Annotated in this window: 17 protein-coding genes and 1 pseudogene; 11 read left to right on the top strand and 7 right to left on the bottom strand. The window is 36.6% G+C overall.

What is annotated here, in order from left to right:
• Positions 1-133: 133 nt before the first annotated feature.
• The 3 genes from rsmA (at position 134) to ACM03V_RS23845 (ending at position 2,301) form a co-directional block, all read left to right on the top strand.
• Complete coding sequence (gene rsmA / locus ACM03V_RS23855) at positions 134-952, top strand: 16S rRNA (adenine(1518)-N(6)/adenine(1519)-N(6))-dimethyltransferase RsmA (RefSeq protein WP_414623288.1); 819 nt, start codon at positions 134-136, stop codon at positions 950-952.
• Positions 945-1,889, top strand: coding sequence for a 4-(cytidine 5'-diphospho)-2-C-methyl-D-erythritol kinase (ispE, locus tag ACM03V_RS23850; RefSeq protein ID WP_414623287.1), 945 nt, complete (start codon positions 945-947; stop codon positions 1,887-1,889). The genes rsmA and ispE overlap by 8 nt, the downstream gene beginning before the upstream one ends.
• A gap of 82 nt (positions 1,890-1,971) precedes the next feature.
• Entirely contained in the window at positions 1,972-2,301 is a 330-nt protein-coding gene (locus tag ACM03V_RS23845) for a DUF3082 domain-containing protein (RefSeq protein ID WP_414623286.1), read from the top strand.
• Between the two features lie 25 nt (positions 2,302-2,326).
• Here the strand turns inward: ACM03V_RS23845 and ACM03V_RS23840 are convergent, their stop codons facing one another.
• Positions 2,327-2,479: a hypothetical protein gene (locus ACM03V_RS23840; protein ID WP_414623285.1), complete on the bottom strand. Its 153-nt coding sequence runs from the start codon at positions 2,477-2,479 to the stop codon at positions 2,327-2,329.
• A 151-nt stretch (positions 2,480-2,630) separates the two neighbouring features.
• Here ACM03V_RS23840 and ACM03V_RS23835 point away from each other — a divergent pair, with 151 nt between their 5' ends.
• Complete coding sequence (locus tag ACM03V_RS23835) at positions 2,631-2,987, top strand: hypothetical protein (protein ID WP_414623284.1); 357 nt, start codon at positions 2,631-2,633, stop codon at positions 2,985-2,987.
• Positions 2,984-3,409: a type II toxin-antitoxin system VapC family toxin gene (locus tag ACM03V_RS23830; RefSeq protein ID WP_414623283.1), complete on the top strand. Its 426-nt coding sequence runs from the start codon at positions 2,984-2,986 to the stop codon at positions 3,407-3,409. Before ACM03V_RS23835 ends, ACM03V_RS23830 begins: the two co-directional genes overlap by 4 nt.
• A 293-nt stretch (positions 3,410-3,702) precedes the next feature.
• Here the strand turns inward: ACM03V_RS23830 and ACM03V_RS23825 are convergent, their stop codons facing one another.
• Positions 3,703-4,059, bottom strand: a complete 357-nt coding sequence (locus ACM03V_RS23825; RefSeq protein ID WP_414623282.1) for a hypothetical protein — start codon at positions 4,057-4,059, stop codon at positions 3,703-3,705.
• A gap of 180 nt (positions 4,060-4,239) precedes the next feature.
• On the opposite strand from ACM03V_RS23825, the gene ACM03V_RS23820 reads away from it, so the two are divergent.
• Positions 4,240-5,739: a cryptochrome/photolyase family protein gene (locus ACM03V_RS23820; protein WP_414623281.1), complete on the top strand. Its 1,500-nt coding sequence runs from the start codon at positions 4,240-4,242 to the stop codon at positions 5,737-5,739.
• 431 nt (positions 5,740-6,170) lie between these two features.
• Complete coding sequence (locus ACM03V_RS23815; protein WP_414623280.1) at positions 6,171-6,452, top strand: hypothetical protein; 282 nt, start codon at positions 6,171-6,173, stop codon at positions 6,450-6,452.
• Between the two features lie 631 nt (positions 6,453-7,083).
• Here the strand turns inward: ACM03V_RS23815 and ACM03V_RS23810 are convergent.
• From ACM03V_RS23810 to pdxA, 5 genes and pseudogenes are all read right to left on the bottom strand, one after another.
• A complete protein-coding gene (locus tag ACM03V_RS23810; protein ID WP_414623279.1) occupies positions 7,084-8,583 on the bottom strand; it encodes a right-handed parallel beta-helix repeat-containing protein in 1,500 nt (499 codons plus the stop codon).
• 223 nt (positions 8,584-8,806) lie between these two features.
• Entirely contained in the window at positions 8,807-8,923 is a 117-nt protein-coding gene (locus tag ACM03V_RS23805) for a type II toxin-antitoxin system HicA family toxin (RefSeq protein ID WP_414623278.1), read from the bottom strand.
• Entirely contained in the window at positions 8,920-9,027 is a 108-nt protein-coding gene (locus tag ACM03V_RS23800; protein WP_414623277.1) for a type II toxin-antitoxin system HicA family toxin, read from the bottom strand. The genes ACM03V_RS23805 and ACM03V_RS23800 overlap by 4 nt, the downstream gene beginning before the upstream one ends.
• Positions 9,028-9,171: pseudogene (locus tag ACM03V_RS23795) on the bottom strand (type II toxin-antitoxin system HicB family antitoxin); the annotation flags it as partial.
• Positions 9,172-9,293: 122 nt separating this feature from the next.
• A complete protein-coding gene (pdxA, locus tag ACM03V_RS23790) occupies positions 9,294-10,367 on the bottom strand; it encodes a 4-hydroxythreonine-4-phosphate dehydrogenase PdxA (RefSeq protein WP_414623305.1) in 1,074 nt (357 codons plus the stop codon).
• 128 nt (positions 10,368-10,495) lie between these two features.
• Here pdxA and ACM03V_RS23785 point away from each other — a divergent pair, with 128 nt between their 5' ends.
• The 4 genes from ACM03V_RS23785 to nblR all read left to right on the top strand — a co-directional run bounded on the left by ACM03V_RS23785 (position 10,496) and on the right by nblR (position 14,097).
• On the top strand, positions 10,496-10,603 hold the full coding sequence (locus ACM03V_RS23785) for a PetM family cytochrome b6-f complex subunit 7 (RefSeq protein WP_414623276.1): 108 nt from the start codon (positions 10,496-10,498) through the stop codon (positions 10,601-10,603).
• A 171-nt stretch (positions 10,604-10,774) separates the two neighbouring features.
• Entirely contained in the window at positions 10,775-11,758 is a 984-nt protein-coding gene (locus ACM03V_RS23780) for an SDR family oxidoreductase (RefSeq protein WP_414623275.1), read from the top strand.
• A 248-nt stretch (positions 11,759-12,006) separates the two neighbouring features.
• Positions 12,007-12,921: an NAD(+) kinase gene (locus tag ACM03V_RS23775; protein WP_414623274.1), complete on the top strand. Its 915-nt coding sequence runs from the start codon at positions 12,007-12,009 to the stop codon at positions 12,919-12,921.
• A 489-nt stretch (positions 12,922-13,410) separates the two neighbouring features.
• Positions 13,411-14,097 (top strand): response regulator transcription factor NblR, encoded by a 687-nt coding sequence (gene nblR / locus ACM03V_RS23770; protein WP_414623273.1) that lies wholly within the window; start codon positions 13,411-13,413, stop codon positions 14,095-14,097.
• Positions 14,098-14,173 lie beyond the last annotated feature (76 nt).

Genomic DNA, 14,173 nt, shown 5'->3' with positions numbered 1-14,173 from the left:
AACGATTAAAAGCAAATAAATATGATGTTAATAGTACTGCGTTACTATTAAAGAGTAGTAAGAAGTAAGGTAAAAGTAAGAATACCGTTTTAAAAGATACTTAGAAATGTAGATAGAGAGGTAAATAGAGAGAATGAAACCGCGCAAGTCCCTTGCTCAGCATTGGTTACAGAGTGATAAGGCTTTGAATAGCATTATTGCGGCAGCAGAATTAAAAGATACAGACAGAGTTTTGGAAATTGGGCCAGGTAAAGGAGTATTAACAAGGCAGATTTTAGAGAAAGTAAAAACTTTATTAGCGGTGGAGATTGATAGGGATTTATGTAAGCTATTAGTTGAAAAGTTGGGAGAGAAGGAAAATTTGTTACTGTTGAATGAAGACTTTTTAACTGTAGATTTATCCGTTTTAGTAAAAGAGTTTCCTCAATATAAAAATCAAAATAAAGTAGTAGCAAATATTCCTTATAATATTACTGGTCCTATTATTGAAAAGTTGTTAGGTAAGATTGGTAATCCCAACCCGCAGCCCTATGATTCAATAGTATTATTAGTGCAGAAAGAAGTAGCAGAAAGAATTGTAGCTAAACCAGGAAGAACAGCATTTGGAGCGTTATCGGTAAGGGTACAATACCTAGCAGATTGCGAGATGATTTGTACGGTACCTGCGAAGGCTTTTTATCCACCACCGAAAGTTGATTCCGCTGTTATCAGGTTAATACCGCGAGAGAGGGAGATAGTAGCTAAAAATCCCCAGAGATTGGAAACCTTGGTAAAAGTGGGATTTAGTGCCAAACGTAAAATGTTACGAAATAATTTGCAATCGTTAGTAGAACGCGATAATCTGACACAATTATTGGAAAAGTTAGACGTTAACCCTCAAGCTCGCGCCGAAGAATTGAGCGTACAGCAGTGGGTAAGTTTAGCCAATGAACTAGAAAATCAAGATGCGTAGCTACACCTTAATTGCTCCAGCCAAAATTAATCTGTATTTGGAAATCATTGGCGATCGCCCTGATGGGTATCATGAGTTAGCTATGATATTGCAAAGTATAGCGCTCGCAGACCAAATCGACTTAGAAGCAAACGGTATAGAGTTGATTCGGTTACGATGCGACAACAAACAAGTTCCTGTAGATAAAAGTAACTTAGCTTATCGCGCAGCCGATTTAATGGTTAGTGAATTTCCCGATAGCTTCGCAACTTATGGGGGTGTGGACATAACCCTTCACAAACGCATTCCCGTAGCTGCCGGTTTAGCAGGAGGCTCCACAGACGCAGCAGCAGTATTAGTAGGGATGGATTTATTGTGGAAACTGGGATTAACTAAATTAGAATTAGAAGAATTAGCCGCAAAAATTGGTTCTGATGTACCATTTTGCATCGGAGGAGGAACTGCGATCGCAACCCGTCGTGGTGAAGTACTTTCTTCTTTATCAGATTTGGGAGATATATATATAGTATTAGCCAAGTATCGGAGCTTGGAAGTTTCCACTGCTTGGGCTTACAATACCTATCGTTCTTTATATGGCGATCGCTATATTAAAGATACAGAAAGTCTAGCAGAGCGTGCGAGTGCGGTAAATTCGGGAGAAATAGTTCAAGCGATTATTCGTCAAAATGTCAAAGAAATCGCTGATAAAATGCGTAATGATTTAGAAAAGGTAGTATTACCAGAATATCCCCAAGTATTGCAGTTGAAAGAAAGTTTAGCAAAATATGACATTTTAGGTACGATGATGTCAGGTAGTGGCCCAAGTGTATTTGCTTTATGCGAATCTAAAGAGAAAGCAGAACAAGTAAAATTGAGTTTGAGAAACGAAATTCCCGACACAGATTTAGAATTGTTCGTTACCCGGTTGATAACTCATGGAATTCAGGTAGCATCATAAAAAACCTCACCCCTTCCCCTCTCCGCTATTTTGGAGAGGGGTGAAGTCTTAACTTTCACCATAAAGATATTAAAAAAAAATCATGACAGAAGAAAAAAGCATCGAACAAACTGAAAATGAAGAAGAAAATCAACCAACTCCCTTACGTTGTGTAATCGGAGCAACAATGTGTGGAGGATTGGGATTTGCGATGTACAAATTAATGGTTTCGATTGCGACGACTTTTGCGAATAAACCAGTTACCTCAGATAACCCGATGGTGGTGAGTATTTCCTCAGCGGTGAGAACATTAGTTGTAGGGGTAGTTGCTTTAGGTACGGGAATTTTTGGAATAGTTGGAGTTGGTTTAGTAGCTTTAGCAGTGCAGCTTGTAATTAAACAGTTGACAGGGAAAGGTGAGCAAGAAGTTTAGTTTAAGTGAAAAATAAAAAATGATTTTATAAATCCCTTAAAGCTTGACTCGCAATATCCAAAGCTTCCAAAAAATCATTGAGAGGAAATTTTAAATCGGAAATGAAATCGGGATGGACATATTGGGAATAAATATCAATTTCCATATTATCCACACCTTTCTCTTTGTTGAATCTCAACCGTCATCTCTTCATAACTCAGGTAGCTCAAATAAAGAATTTCAAAACTAGAATTTAATTTGATAGCCAATTGATTGAAAATGTTTGATAAATAGTGGGCGATCGCCTTGCTGTTTGCATCACCATTTTATTAATGTAGAGACGGGGCGCAGTGCTACGTCTCCAGCAATTAGAATTCCAACCCACAATCGCGATCGGTGGAGAAAAAGCTAAAATTAAAGATGTAACCCACGTAATCGATTTTACAATAATTAAAACAATGAAAATTAAAGGCATCAAACGGGGAAAGACTATAGAAATATTTCAGGAGATAGATATTCCTGATGGACAAGAAATTATAATTTATACAACTTATGAAGAGTCAACAAAAGTAGTCAATAATGAAGCAAAACTGTACGAGAGTATAGAAAAATTTCGCCAGGAAGAAAACTTAGAAAAAGCAGAAATTGAACCAGAAATATTTGCTGATGTACGAGATAAGTCTTTAGGGCGCGAGATGATTTTGTGAATAGGCGATTTTTATTAGATACTAATATTATTTCCGAACCATTACGACCAATTCCAAATTCAAATGTAATGGAAAAGTTGCGGCAATATGAAGATGAAATTGTTATAACCACTATTGTCTACCATGAATTACTTTTTGGTTGTTATCGTCTTCCAGAATCTAAAAAACGTCAAACGATAGAAAGATATATTCAAGAAGTAATTGAACCTCATATACCTTTTATTTCATATGATGTTAACGCCGCGAAATGGCACGCGACAGAAAGAGCGCGTTTAATGAAAACTGGTAAAACACCATCATTTGCAGATAGTCAAATTGCTGCGATTGCTAAAGTTAACAACTTGATTCTAGTTACTAATAATGTATCAGATTTCGTTAATTTCAGTGAGTTAAAGATTGAAAATTGGTTTGATATTAAATGATAATTTTTAGATCGCTTTCACTTGATGCAAAGGTAAATCCCAAAGTAATTCCGGTTCCCATGTATCTGGATTAAAATTACAACTTTCCCGCGTTGATAAGCTTTCCAAATTTTTTCTTTAACTTGAGTTTTATTCTCCAAGCCTTTACGAATCACTCTTAGTAATCCAACATCTTAATATACATAAGAACAAAGTCCTAAATACTTCTTATTGATATATATCTATATTCATATTTTTAATCGTGACTTTAGTCATGGGTAATATTAGACTAAATTTAGTTCTAAAAGTATTATTTAACTGAGCAAAAATTTTTGCATGATTGATGCTCCTAAAGCAAGTCTAAATTCCTCTCTAAATAAATCATCTACAGAAATATCTAGCACCGGAAAAGCATCATCTGTTAAAGGTGTAAAATCTGCACATCGGTAATAATAAACTTTTCGGTTAACTGCAATCTTCAGAAGATAAGTAACTACATTCCGAATCATTACTTCCTCCTCTGGATAACCGAAAATATATTCAAGAGTACAAAAAAATCTATTACCGTAATCAAGATAATTATAAATATCTACGGAATATCCCCAGCCACACCACAATAGTGAAATCTGATGATTAAGAGTTTCCTGCTTTACAGTAGTTTCCTGCTTCAAATGTTGCGCTATCTGACATTTAGTTTTTTATAATTCCCTTTTCAAACAAACCATCTCTCTCTTACCTTCTTCCCTCAGCGCTCTCCGCGCTCTCTGCGGTTTATTAAAATCGATAATATAAAGGCAAATATTACAACTTTCCTACCTATAATCTAAAAACTACTCCCTACTCCCTAAACTATGACAACAGGTATCTGGATATTAGGCGATCAACTATATTCAACCCAAGCAGCTTTACAAAGTTGTAATAACCCTTCACAAGTAGAAATAATTTTCATTGAATCCTACTCCCACATCAAACAGCTTAGATATCACAAGCAAAAGCTAGTGTTAATCTGGTCATCAATGCGTCATTTTGCGGAAGAATTACGTCAACAAGGTTATTCGGTAACTTACAAAATAGCCGAAGATTTTCAAACCCCCCTTCTTACATGGGTAACAGAAAATCAAATTGCAGAATTACGAATAATGTCTCCCAATGACAAACCTTTTCTGCAAATAATCGAAGATTTAAAATTACCTTGTGATATCAACTTACTTCCCAACAATCAATTTTTATGGAGTGCCGAAGATTTTCATAAATGGGCTAAAAATCGCAAGCGATTATTAATGGAAGATTTTTATAGAGAAGGAAGAAGACGTTTTGATATTTTAATGAAAGCAGATAAACCCGTTGGGGGAAAATGGAATCTTGATAAGGAAAACCGCAAACCACCCAAAGGTAAACTAAATACTCCAGAGCCTTTATGGTTTGAACCTGATAATATTACCCAAGAAGTAATTCAACAAGTTAACTCCCTTGATATACCAACCTATGGAGATTTAAAAGAATTTCGCTGGGGAGTTACACGTAAACAAGCATTAGAAGTACTAAAATATTTTATCGAAATTCGCTTACCAGATTTTGGGCCATATCAAGATGCAATGGTAACGGGAGAAGAAACAATGTGGCACGCTATGCTTTCTCCCTATATTAATATTGGTTTATTACAACCCTTAGAAATTATTCAAGCAGCAGAACAAGCTTACGAAGAAAATCAACTTGCATTAAATAGCGTCGAAGGTTTCATCCGTCAAGTGCTGGGATGGAGAGAATATATGCACGGAATTTATCATCACGTCGATGCAGATTATTCCCAACAAAATTGGTTTGAACATCATAAACCATTACCCGAATTCTTTTGGAATGGTGAAACCAAAATGAACTGCTTGCATCAAATATTAACCCAAGTAATGGATATTGGTTACGCTCATCATATTCAACGATTGATGGTATTAAATAACTTTGGATTAATTGCCGGAATATCACCGCAAGAATTAGAAACCTGGTTTCACTCAGCATTCATCGACGCTTACGACTGGGTAATGCAAACCAACGTCATCGGCATGGGACAATATGCAGATGGTGGTTTACTCGCATCAAAACCCTATGCAGCATCCGCTAACTATATTAATAAAATGAGCGATTATTGTGAAAGTTGTTTTTACAAGCATTCAAAACGCACCGGAGAAAAAGCTTGTCCCTTCAACTTCTTATATTGGGATTTTTTAAATAGACATCGAGATAAATTGAAAAATGAGGGAAGAATGAATTTTATAATGAAAAATCTTGATAAAATGTCCCCTGAAGAATTAGAAACCATTCATCAGCAAGCAGAAGAAGTAGCAAATAATTCGTAATTTCTTACTGCTATTTTGCAGCAATCTTATTAAGCCCAAATTCTCACCTTGAAATCAATCTTACCAACTTCTTTGTGCTTGGGATTAACGTCAACTTCAACTTTTCATCTAGTTGGCGATCGCTATTATTATGTTAGTTTCAATCCCGGCGGAGGGATTAATGTGAATTTCAACCACTGAGATTGAGAAGAGGAAAAATCCTTCAAACCTACTCTGGGTAAGGGGCGGAGATGGGTTGGAAAGTCAACAAGCTTCAAAGGTATATAAATCAAAGCATTTCAGCGATTTTTTGTATAGATCCATTTTGCACACCTACCCATCCGCGAATTTAAGGTAAATTAACTGAAAAATTTTGCAATAATAAATTTATAGGTCATTATATGTTAGTTCTCAAAACAAAACCCAAGCAAAGTTAGGGAAAAGATCATTTTATGACAGATTCACAGAATACCCCAAAACCAAAACCAAAACCACCCGTACCCAAAAAATTTCAACCAATTACGGTGGTAGACTGTAACACGGATAGCCCGCGTGTTTTCACACAATGCTATAAATGCGACCAACCTTTATTAATTCAAACCCATCACGATGGCAGCGAACCTATAGATCATAGAGTACAGTGTCCTACCTGCGGAGGAACAGCATTTTTTGCCCATGCACCTCAAATAAGTGTCGTAATGCCATTAGGAGAACCTCCTACACCTAGTACTTAGTTTTCTACGATAAACAAATTATTTTAAACGTCATCATCCCTCTTTTTTTAAGGGGGAACTTGAAATTGCTTCAACGCCCTTAAAGCAGTAGGTTTACAGCGGTTTTCACTGTCAGCAATTAGAGTATAGATTACTACTTATTTGTTTTCTGTCTTATAAATAAAAAAATCAGTAGCATCCTTGGATTGCAGAGCTACTGATTTCAAATATAGTGTGTGTGAAGTGTGGAAATTTCGGTGAATAATGGTTATCTAAATCACCTATAATACTAGCATAACCGAAAAAGCGGCGCGTGCGAAGTGTTATTTCAAAAAAGGTTGAATAAACTTGAATAAAATTATGGGAATTTAGATACGAGTGAGTAAAAAGTAAAATCTTGCACCATTGTCATTAAACTCAAATCCCACGGAAATCAATTTCAAGGCTTATATTCCAAGTGCGTTTGCCCTGACTAAAAGCCTTTGCTAATCTGATTTATCAGACTTTGTATATAAGCCGCTTAATTTATTCTAAGGCGATACTGAGAATGCAACAAGATGTGAATTCAAATAAACTTTCAAGCTTTCCTAACAATACGATTTATGGTAAGATGCACCACCTATGCAGAGTAGCGGATTTTTGCTTAACTTAATCACTTATCAGAATTCTTAGTTGTTGGCAAACCTTTTTTCAAAGTCACTGCATTACTTTTTGGAATATTTAATCCCTTCACATTATTATCCAAACCAACTTTAGAGCTATAAACTTTATTTGCAGCAATACGAAGTTTAACATACTGTTTGCTTTGACCGTGTAAAGAGATAGCTGTTTTCGCATTTACAAAAATATTATCGGTAACAGCAATATTAACTAGCTTTTTGTTTCCTCCCATTCCCATAGTGACACCATTACAACTTTGAATCCAATTATTCTCAAACTTCAGATTTTCAACTCCATTTCCATTCGGGCCGAGATTCATTGCATTACCGCAATCGTTAAACTTATTATCATGAATGTTGATATTTTTAGTAGGTTTTTTCTTTCCACCCCAACCTTCTATCCAGAAAATACGATGTTTAAATCCACTGAAAGTATTTTCATAAAATTCGGCTCCCTTAATTCCTAATTCTAAACCCGACATATCGTCAGTGACACCGGGATTCGCGTGCAATTTATTCTTATAGAAAATCAAGTTACCAGTTTCTGCAATCTCTTCATCTTTATCCCATTGGTTGATTAATGAAACCCAAGCGTTTAAATCGTTATTATAAATTTTGTTTCCTTTCTGTAAATCCCAAATTTCAATAGAAGCTGATTTATTAACTGATTTATTTTTTGAACCTGTAATCTTAATCTTATTATTGTATATTTGAGTATTACGAACGTTACTGGAAACGCTTTTAATCCCACCACCAGAATTCTCTTCTATATAATTATCATGAATCCGCAAGCCTTTAGTGCCCATAAATCGAATTGCACCGGAGAAATGTTGATTCTTATCACCTTCTCTACCAGCAGCATTGATAAATCGGCAATTACTAATTTCACCATTTAAACCACTAATATCAATTCCAGCATTATTCAAGTTAGTAAAAGTAATATTTTCAAACAAAGTCTTTTCTCTACCCCAAGCGCGAAAACCTAACTTAGCTATATCTTTTCCATCGACATTAAAGTTGCGAAAATACTGATATCCATCACCTTTTTCATCTTTAAAATCCTTCGCTTCAAAAAGTACGCCTTGATAATTATTACCCGGTACAATCACCGTTTTTGCACCAGCACCTTCTAAACTAATGTAAGAAGGAACTGTTATCATCCGGTTTACTTCAAACGTACCCTCAGCCATCTTAATCAAAGCGTTCTTTTTCGCAACTTTGAAGGCTTTTTCTACAGTTTGTAATGGTTTATCAAAAGTGCCATCACCAGTTTTATTGCTACCATTGACAGCGACATAAATAATATTTTCAGGTTTTGCAAAAGTTAAGGTTGTTTGAGCTTTATTCTTAGGAACACCAACATTTTCTATTTGTGGAGTTAATACCACTTGGCTTTGTGCAACAGTTACGGTGTTAGTAAAATTTGTTTTATATTCAAAACAACCATAAAGCCCGATTAGGAAAAAGATAAAAAAGAATAGTTTACGGAACATGGTAAAATTAATTTTGCTTAGTGGATAAGAAAAATATAGAAAGTTTTTGTTAACTTTTCCTTAACCAATCGTTAAGCTGTTATTATCTTTTTTGAGAAAATAAATGAACTATATTTTTTGCTTAATTTAATTCTTGAGAAAGAATTAAATTGAGTACATTTATTTCTTTCGATTAGGATTGCTATAGCAACGTGGTAAACAATTCAACTAATTTTATCAGTTATTACTTATGAGCAAGAAAGTCATCAACCGTAATTCCAGCTTGACGAATCAAGCTTCTTAATAAACCAGGGGCTAATTCTTTATGATTGGGAACTGAAGACGGTAGGTTTTGAATCATGCCGTCTTAATCATATGACTTCCGGTTTGATGATCGAATACATAACCAAAACTTTCAAAGACTTTAACAGCTTCCTTGCCCGAAATATTTGATAAACGCCCCATTTATATTACAACCTCACCAATAAAAGATTGAGATTCTTTCTTTTGGTAAGGTTTTCCATGTTTTTCTTGGACGTAAAGATGACCTTTAATCGCATCTTTGATATTTTCAACGGCTTCATCCAAGGTTTTACCTTGACTGACACAACCGGGAAGTTCGCTCCCTTCTGCTACATAGCCTTGATATTCTCAATCAAATACAAAAATTACTTGAAATTTCACTACTAATTAACCTTCAACACCGAAAATTTAGCACTTATAAATTCTAACTATTTCCCCAACCTCACACACACCAACTCACCCGCTAACTCAATCGCTGCTTTCATGCTCGTAGCGTCAGCAATTCCCTTACCTGCTATATCAAATGCCGTTCCATGATCGGGAGATGTTCTAATAAAAGGTAATCCAATCGTAGTATTAACCGCTCGATCAAAAGCCATCAACTTTACCGGAATCAAACCTTGATCGTGATAAAGCGCTAAATAACCATCGGCTGCTTGTACTTTAGAATTACCATACCAAGCTTGTCCCGGTTTCACCCACATTGTATCTGGCGGAATTGGACCAATTAAAGTTAAATTTGTCCGCTTTTTCTGCTCTTCTTCCAACCAATCAATCAACCAATCCGCTTCTTCACGCCCTAATTGTCCTTTTTCTCCACTGTGGGGATTTAACCCTGCGATCGCAATCTTTCCGTTTATAATTCCAAAATCTTTTTCTAAGCATTCCACCAGCAAATCCAACTTCCTACTCATCAATTCCGGTGTCAGCGTTTCTGAAACTTGACACAATGGTATATGTGTGGTTGCAAGCAGAGTTCGCAGAGTCCAATTAGTGTGAGGCGATCGAGCTACAAACAGCATCCCAAATTTATCTATACCAGCCTTTTGAGCTAAAAGTTCCGTTTGTCCCGGATAAATATAACCCGCAGCTTTCCAAGCAGATTTAGCAATCGGTCCAGTAACTATACCATCAAAATTACCTGCAAGTGTAGCAGCTATAGCAGCTTCCATATAAGCAAAGCTTGCCGCACCACTCGCCGCATTTTCAACTCCAAGAATAACTTCATCCTTAATATTGCCGTCCAAATTTACATTTAAAATCGACAACTCGGTAGGATTCGCCAAATCTATATTCTCATTTGCCCGCAAACTAGTATAATTTTTTAATAGTAAATCACGGTTTCCAACTACAGTTAAATCGCAATTTTGACCAAGATGCGAATCAGCCAAAGCCTTTAATACAACTTCCGTTCCAATCCCCGCTGGGTCGCCCAAAGTCACCGCCAAACGCGGACGATGGTTTTGACTTAAAATAGCCTTTTTATGCTTTAATTGATACATATTACTTAAGTACGAGAAATTAATTACTGCTAACTGCTCACTGCTAACTGATAATTGATAATTGATAATTGATAACTGATTACTTGGTAAACTTAACTTAATTAAACAATTCATAAAGGAGAACTCAAATGGGCGGCGAAATGTTCAACGCAGCTGTATTATCCTTCGGCTTAATCTTCGTTGGTTGGGCTATAGGTACTTTGTTACTTAAGATTCAAGGCGCAGAGCCAGAATAAAGGTTCTTTACATACAATCGAGGAAAAACGCTTCATTTATTGGCTAGAGACTTCCTTGGGCAGTCTCTGCCATCACTTTGTTTAAGTAACAGATTTTGCTTTACTTTTGCTTTAAAAAACAATTCTGATAAACTTGTTTTAATAAAAGTTTACATTTTTTAATTAAAACTGATGAAAATATTGATAGTAGGTGCTACAGGTACCTTGGGAAGACAGGTTGCTCGCCATGCGATCGATGAGGGTTATGAAGTACGCTGTCTTGCCCGGAGTTCTAAGAAAGCATCATTTCTGAAAGAGTGGGGTGCAGAATTAGTCCGGGGAGACTTATGTTACCCTGAAACCCTCGAAGCCGCACTTGATGGTGTAGATGCTGTAATAGATGCATCCACATCTCGTCCCACAGATTCACTGAGTATTAAACAAGTAGATTGGGATGGGAAAGTAGCATTAATTCAAGCAGCAGCCGCCGCGAATGTTGAACGTTTTATCTTTTTCTCAATATTAAATAATCAAGATTATCCGGAAGTACCCTTGATGGAAATCAAGCGATGTACGGAACTATTTTTGGCAGAATCCGGCTTAAACTACACCGTTTTACAGTTAGCTGGCTTCATGCAGGGCTTAATTGGACAATACGGTATTCCGATTTTAGAAGCACAGCCAGTATGGGTAACAGGAGATTCTTCACCCATTGCCTACATGGATACTCAAGATATTGCAAAATTTGCTATCAGAGCGCTGAAAAGAGAAGAAACTGAAAATAAAACCTTTCCAGTGGTGGGAACTCGCTCTTGGAGTGCCCAAGAAATAATTAACTTATGCGAACGTTTATCCGGTAAGACAGCTAGGATAACCCGGATGCCGTTAAACCTACTTCGCACCATTCGTAATATATTGCGTATTTTTCAGTGGGGATGGAACGTATCCGATAGACTTTCATTTACAGAAGTTTTGGCAAGCGGTAAGCCATTAGACGCTTCAATGGATGAGACATATAAAGCCTTTGACATAGATAAAAGCGAAATCACTACCTTAGAATCTTATTTGCAAGAATATTTCAACAGAATTACCAAAAAACTTAGAGAACTCGATTACCAGCAAAATAAAAGTAAGAAAAAGAAAGAAAAAAGAACTCCTTTTAAACAATCTTCTTAAAAGGGAATGGGGAGTAGGGAGTAGTTAAGAGTTAGGAGTTAGGAGTTAATAAGGTTAAAGGTTAAAGGTCAAAGGTATTGAGTTAATAATAAAAAATTATCTCTCCTTGTCCCCTTGTCTCCCCATCTCCCCATCTCCCCCACTCCCCACTCCCTACTCCCTTTTAATCCGAACTATGTACTAGAACCGCAAAATGTGTAAGTATTAATTACATAAAAAAACGTTTCCTTAAATTTGGATATTTGAACGTGCCGAAAGTAGGCATTATATACAATGACGAGAAGCCGATAGCGAATGACATCGCTGTCGAATTAAAAGAAAAATTCACCGAGAAAGGTTGGGATGTATGTCTCGCAACTGGTATCGGTGGAATTTTGGGCTATTCGACTCCGCGAAGCCCTGTATGTCATACGCCGATAGAGGGATTGACTCCTCCGGGTTTCGATTCGTCTATCAAGTTCGTGGTGGTACTTGGTGGTGATGGTACGGTTTTAGCCGCATCTCGCCAAGTCGCACCCTGTGGAATTCCGATGCTGGCGATAAATACTGGTCACATGGGCTTTTTAACTGAAGCTTATGTTAATCAGTTACCCCAAGCAGTAGAACAAGTTTTAGAGGGTAATTATGATATCGAAGAGCGGGCAATGCTTGCCGTCAAAGTATTTCGCAAAGAAACAGTATTTTGGGAAGCTCTATGTCTAAATGAAATGGTATTACATCGCGAGCCTTTAACTTCGATGTGCCATTTTGAAATAGCAATTGGTGGTCATGCAGCCATAGATATAGCCGCAGATGGCATTATTGTTTCTACACCGACAGGTTCAACTGCTTATTCCTTAAGCGCTGGAGGCCCCGTAGTAGCTCCTGGTGTTGCAGTATTACAGCTAGTACCTATTTGTCCTCATTCATTAGCATCAAGAGCATTAGTATTTCCAGATAGCGAATCAGTTAATATTCATTCGGTAAATGCAACTAAATTAGTTATGACAGTTGATGGCAATGCTGGATGTTATATTTTGCCAGAAGACCGCATTTATATAGAAAAATCAGATTACACCGCTCGTTTTATTCGCCTTCAATCACCCGAATTTTTCCAAATTTTACGAGACAAATTAGGTTGGGGTTTACCTCATATTGCCAAGCCTAGTACTCCGCCACATTAAATTTGCCGGGTTAATCATTTTGTTAGTAGTAACGCCGTCTTCGCCTCCGAATTCCGGATTATGAGTCGCTAAAGCGCTACTACGAACCTATTAGTAGTCCATTTCATCAATTTTGACGGGTAAAAAGGTTCGTAGCAAGGGCTGTCTTCCCCCTCTCCACCCTCTATAGGTAGTCGCGATCGTAAATAAATCAAGTCAATTGTTAATAAATTATTATAAATAGTATATATTTTAATTTCTTCGATTAATACTTGGACGTGCTAAAACATCGAACCGAAAACGTAGGCAGTATAAAAAAACTGTCATCAAAGCAACTATTACAATAGTTTCGCGTCTAACTTTTCACTCAGATGTAAAAAGCGTCTGGAAGATAAAATCTTATAGTAAAGTCCAACAAGTTAATTTATTTAAAATCTAAAACTGCCCCGATTCCTTTTTTCAAGAAGAGAATAATCCAAAATCTTGTTAAAATCAAAAATCAAAAATAGAATGACTCTTGCTTATAACCCTTGTGTTTTAGTGATAGAAAGCGACGAAAATCTTGCCAATCAACTAGTATCTGATTTAAAAGAAATTGGTTACGAACCGATTTTAGCCTCCGATACAGTTTCTGGTTTGCAGCATAATCGCGATCGCCAACCTGCTTTAATTGTTGTTGATAGAATGCTGCACGGAGAATCGGGAATCTCGTTATGCAAAAATCTCAGAAGTAGCGGTGTGTGTACTCCGGTACTAATGTTAATGGGAAGAGATTCTGTTGACGATCGAGTAGCTTGTTTAGAAGCAGGTGCCGATGATTATTTTCTCAAGCCTTACCGTTCGGAAAATTTCATGAATATGGTTCGCTTGTATTTGAAACCAGATGTTGATACTTCCGAGCAATTGCGTTTTGGAGATTTAATTTTAGACTTAGCCACTCGTCGCGCTATTAATAACGAACGAGTCATTGATTTGACAATGAAAGAATTTGAACTGTTAAAGTATCTTATGGAACATCCCCGTGAGGTGCTAACTCGCGAGCAAATTCTGGAAAATGTCTGGGGCTATGACTTTATGGGTGAGTCTAACGTAATCGAAGTTTATATTCGCTACTTACGACTAAAAATAGAAGTCGAAAGTCAAAAACGGCTGATTCAAACTGTACGTGGTGTTGGCTATGTATTGAGAGAATCTTAATTTTAAAGTTAACCGAATAGAGAATCCAAGAAGTAAATAATTTTATTACCGCCAAATTTGATTTTCTTCTATTAGA

Origin of the sequence: Calothrix sp. CCY 0018, assembly GCF_963920925.1 — a bacterium.
Lineage (GTDB): Bacteria > Cyanobacteriota > Cyanobacteriia > Cyanobacteriales > Nostocaceae > Rivularia.
The sequence above is the reverse complement of the archived record's forward strand: the minus strand, read 5'-3'. Positions and strand labels throughout refer to the sequence as shown.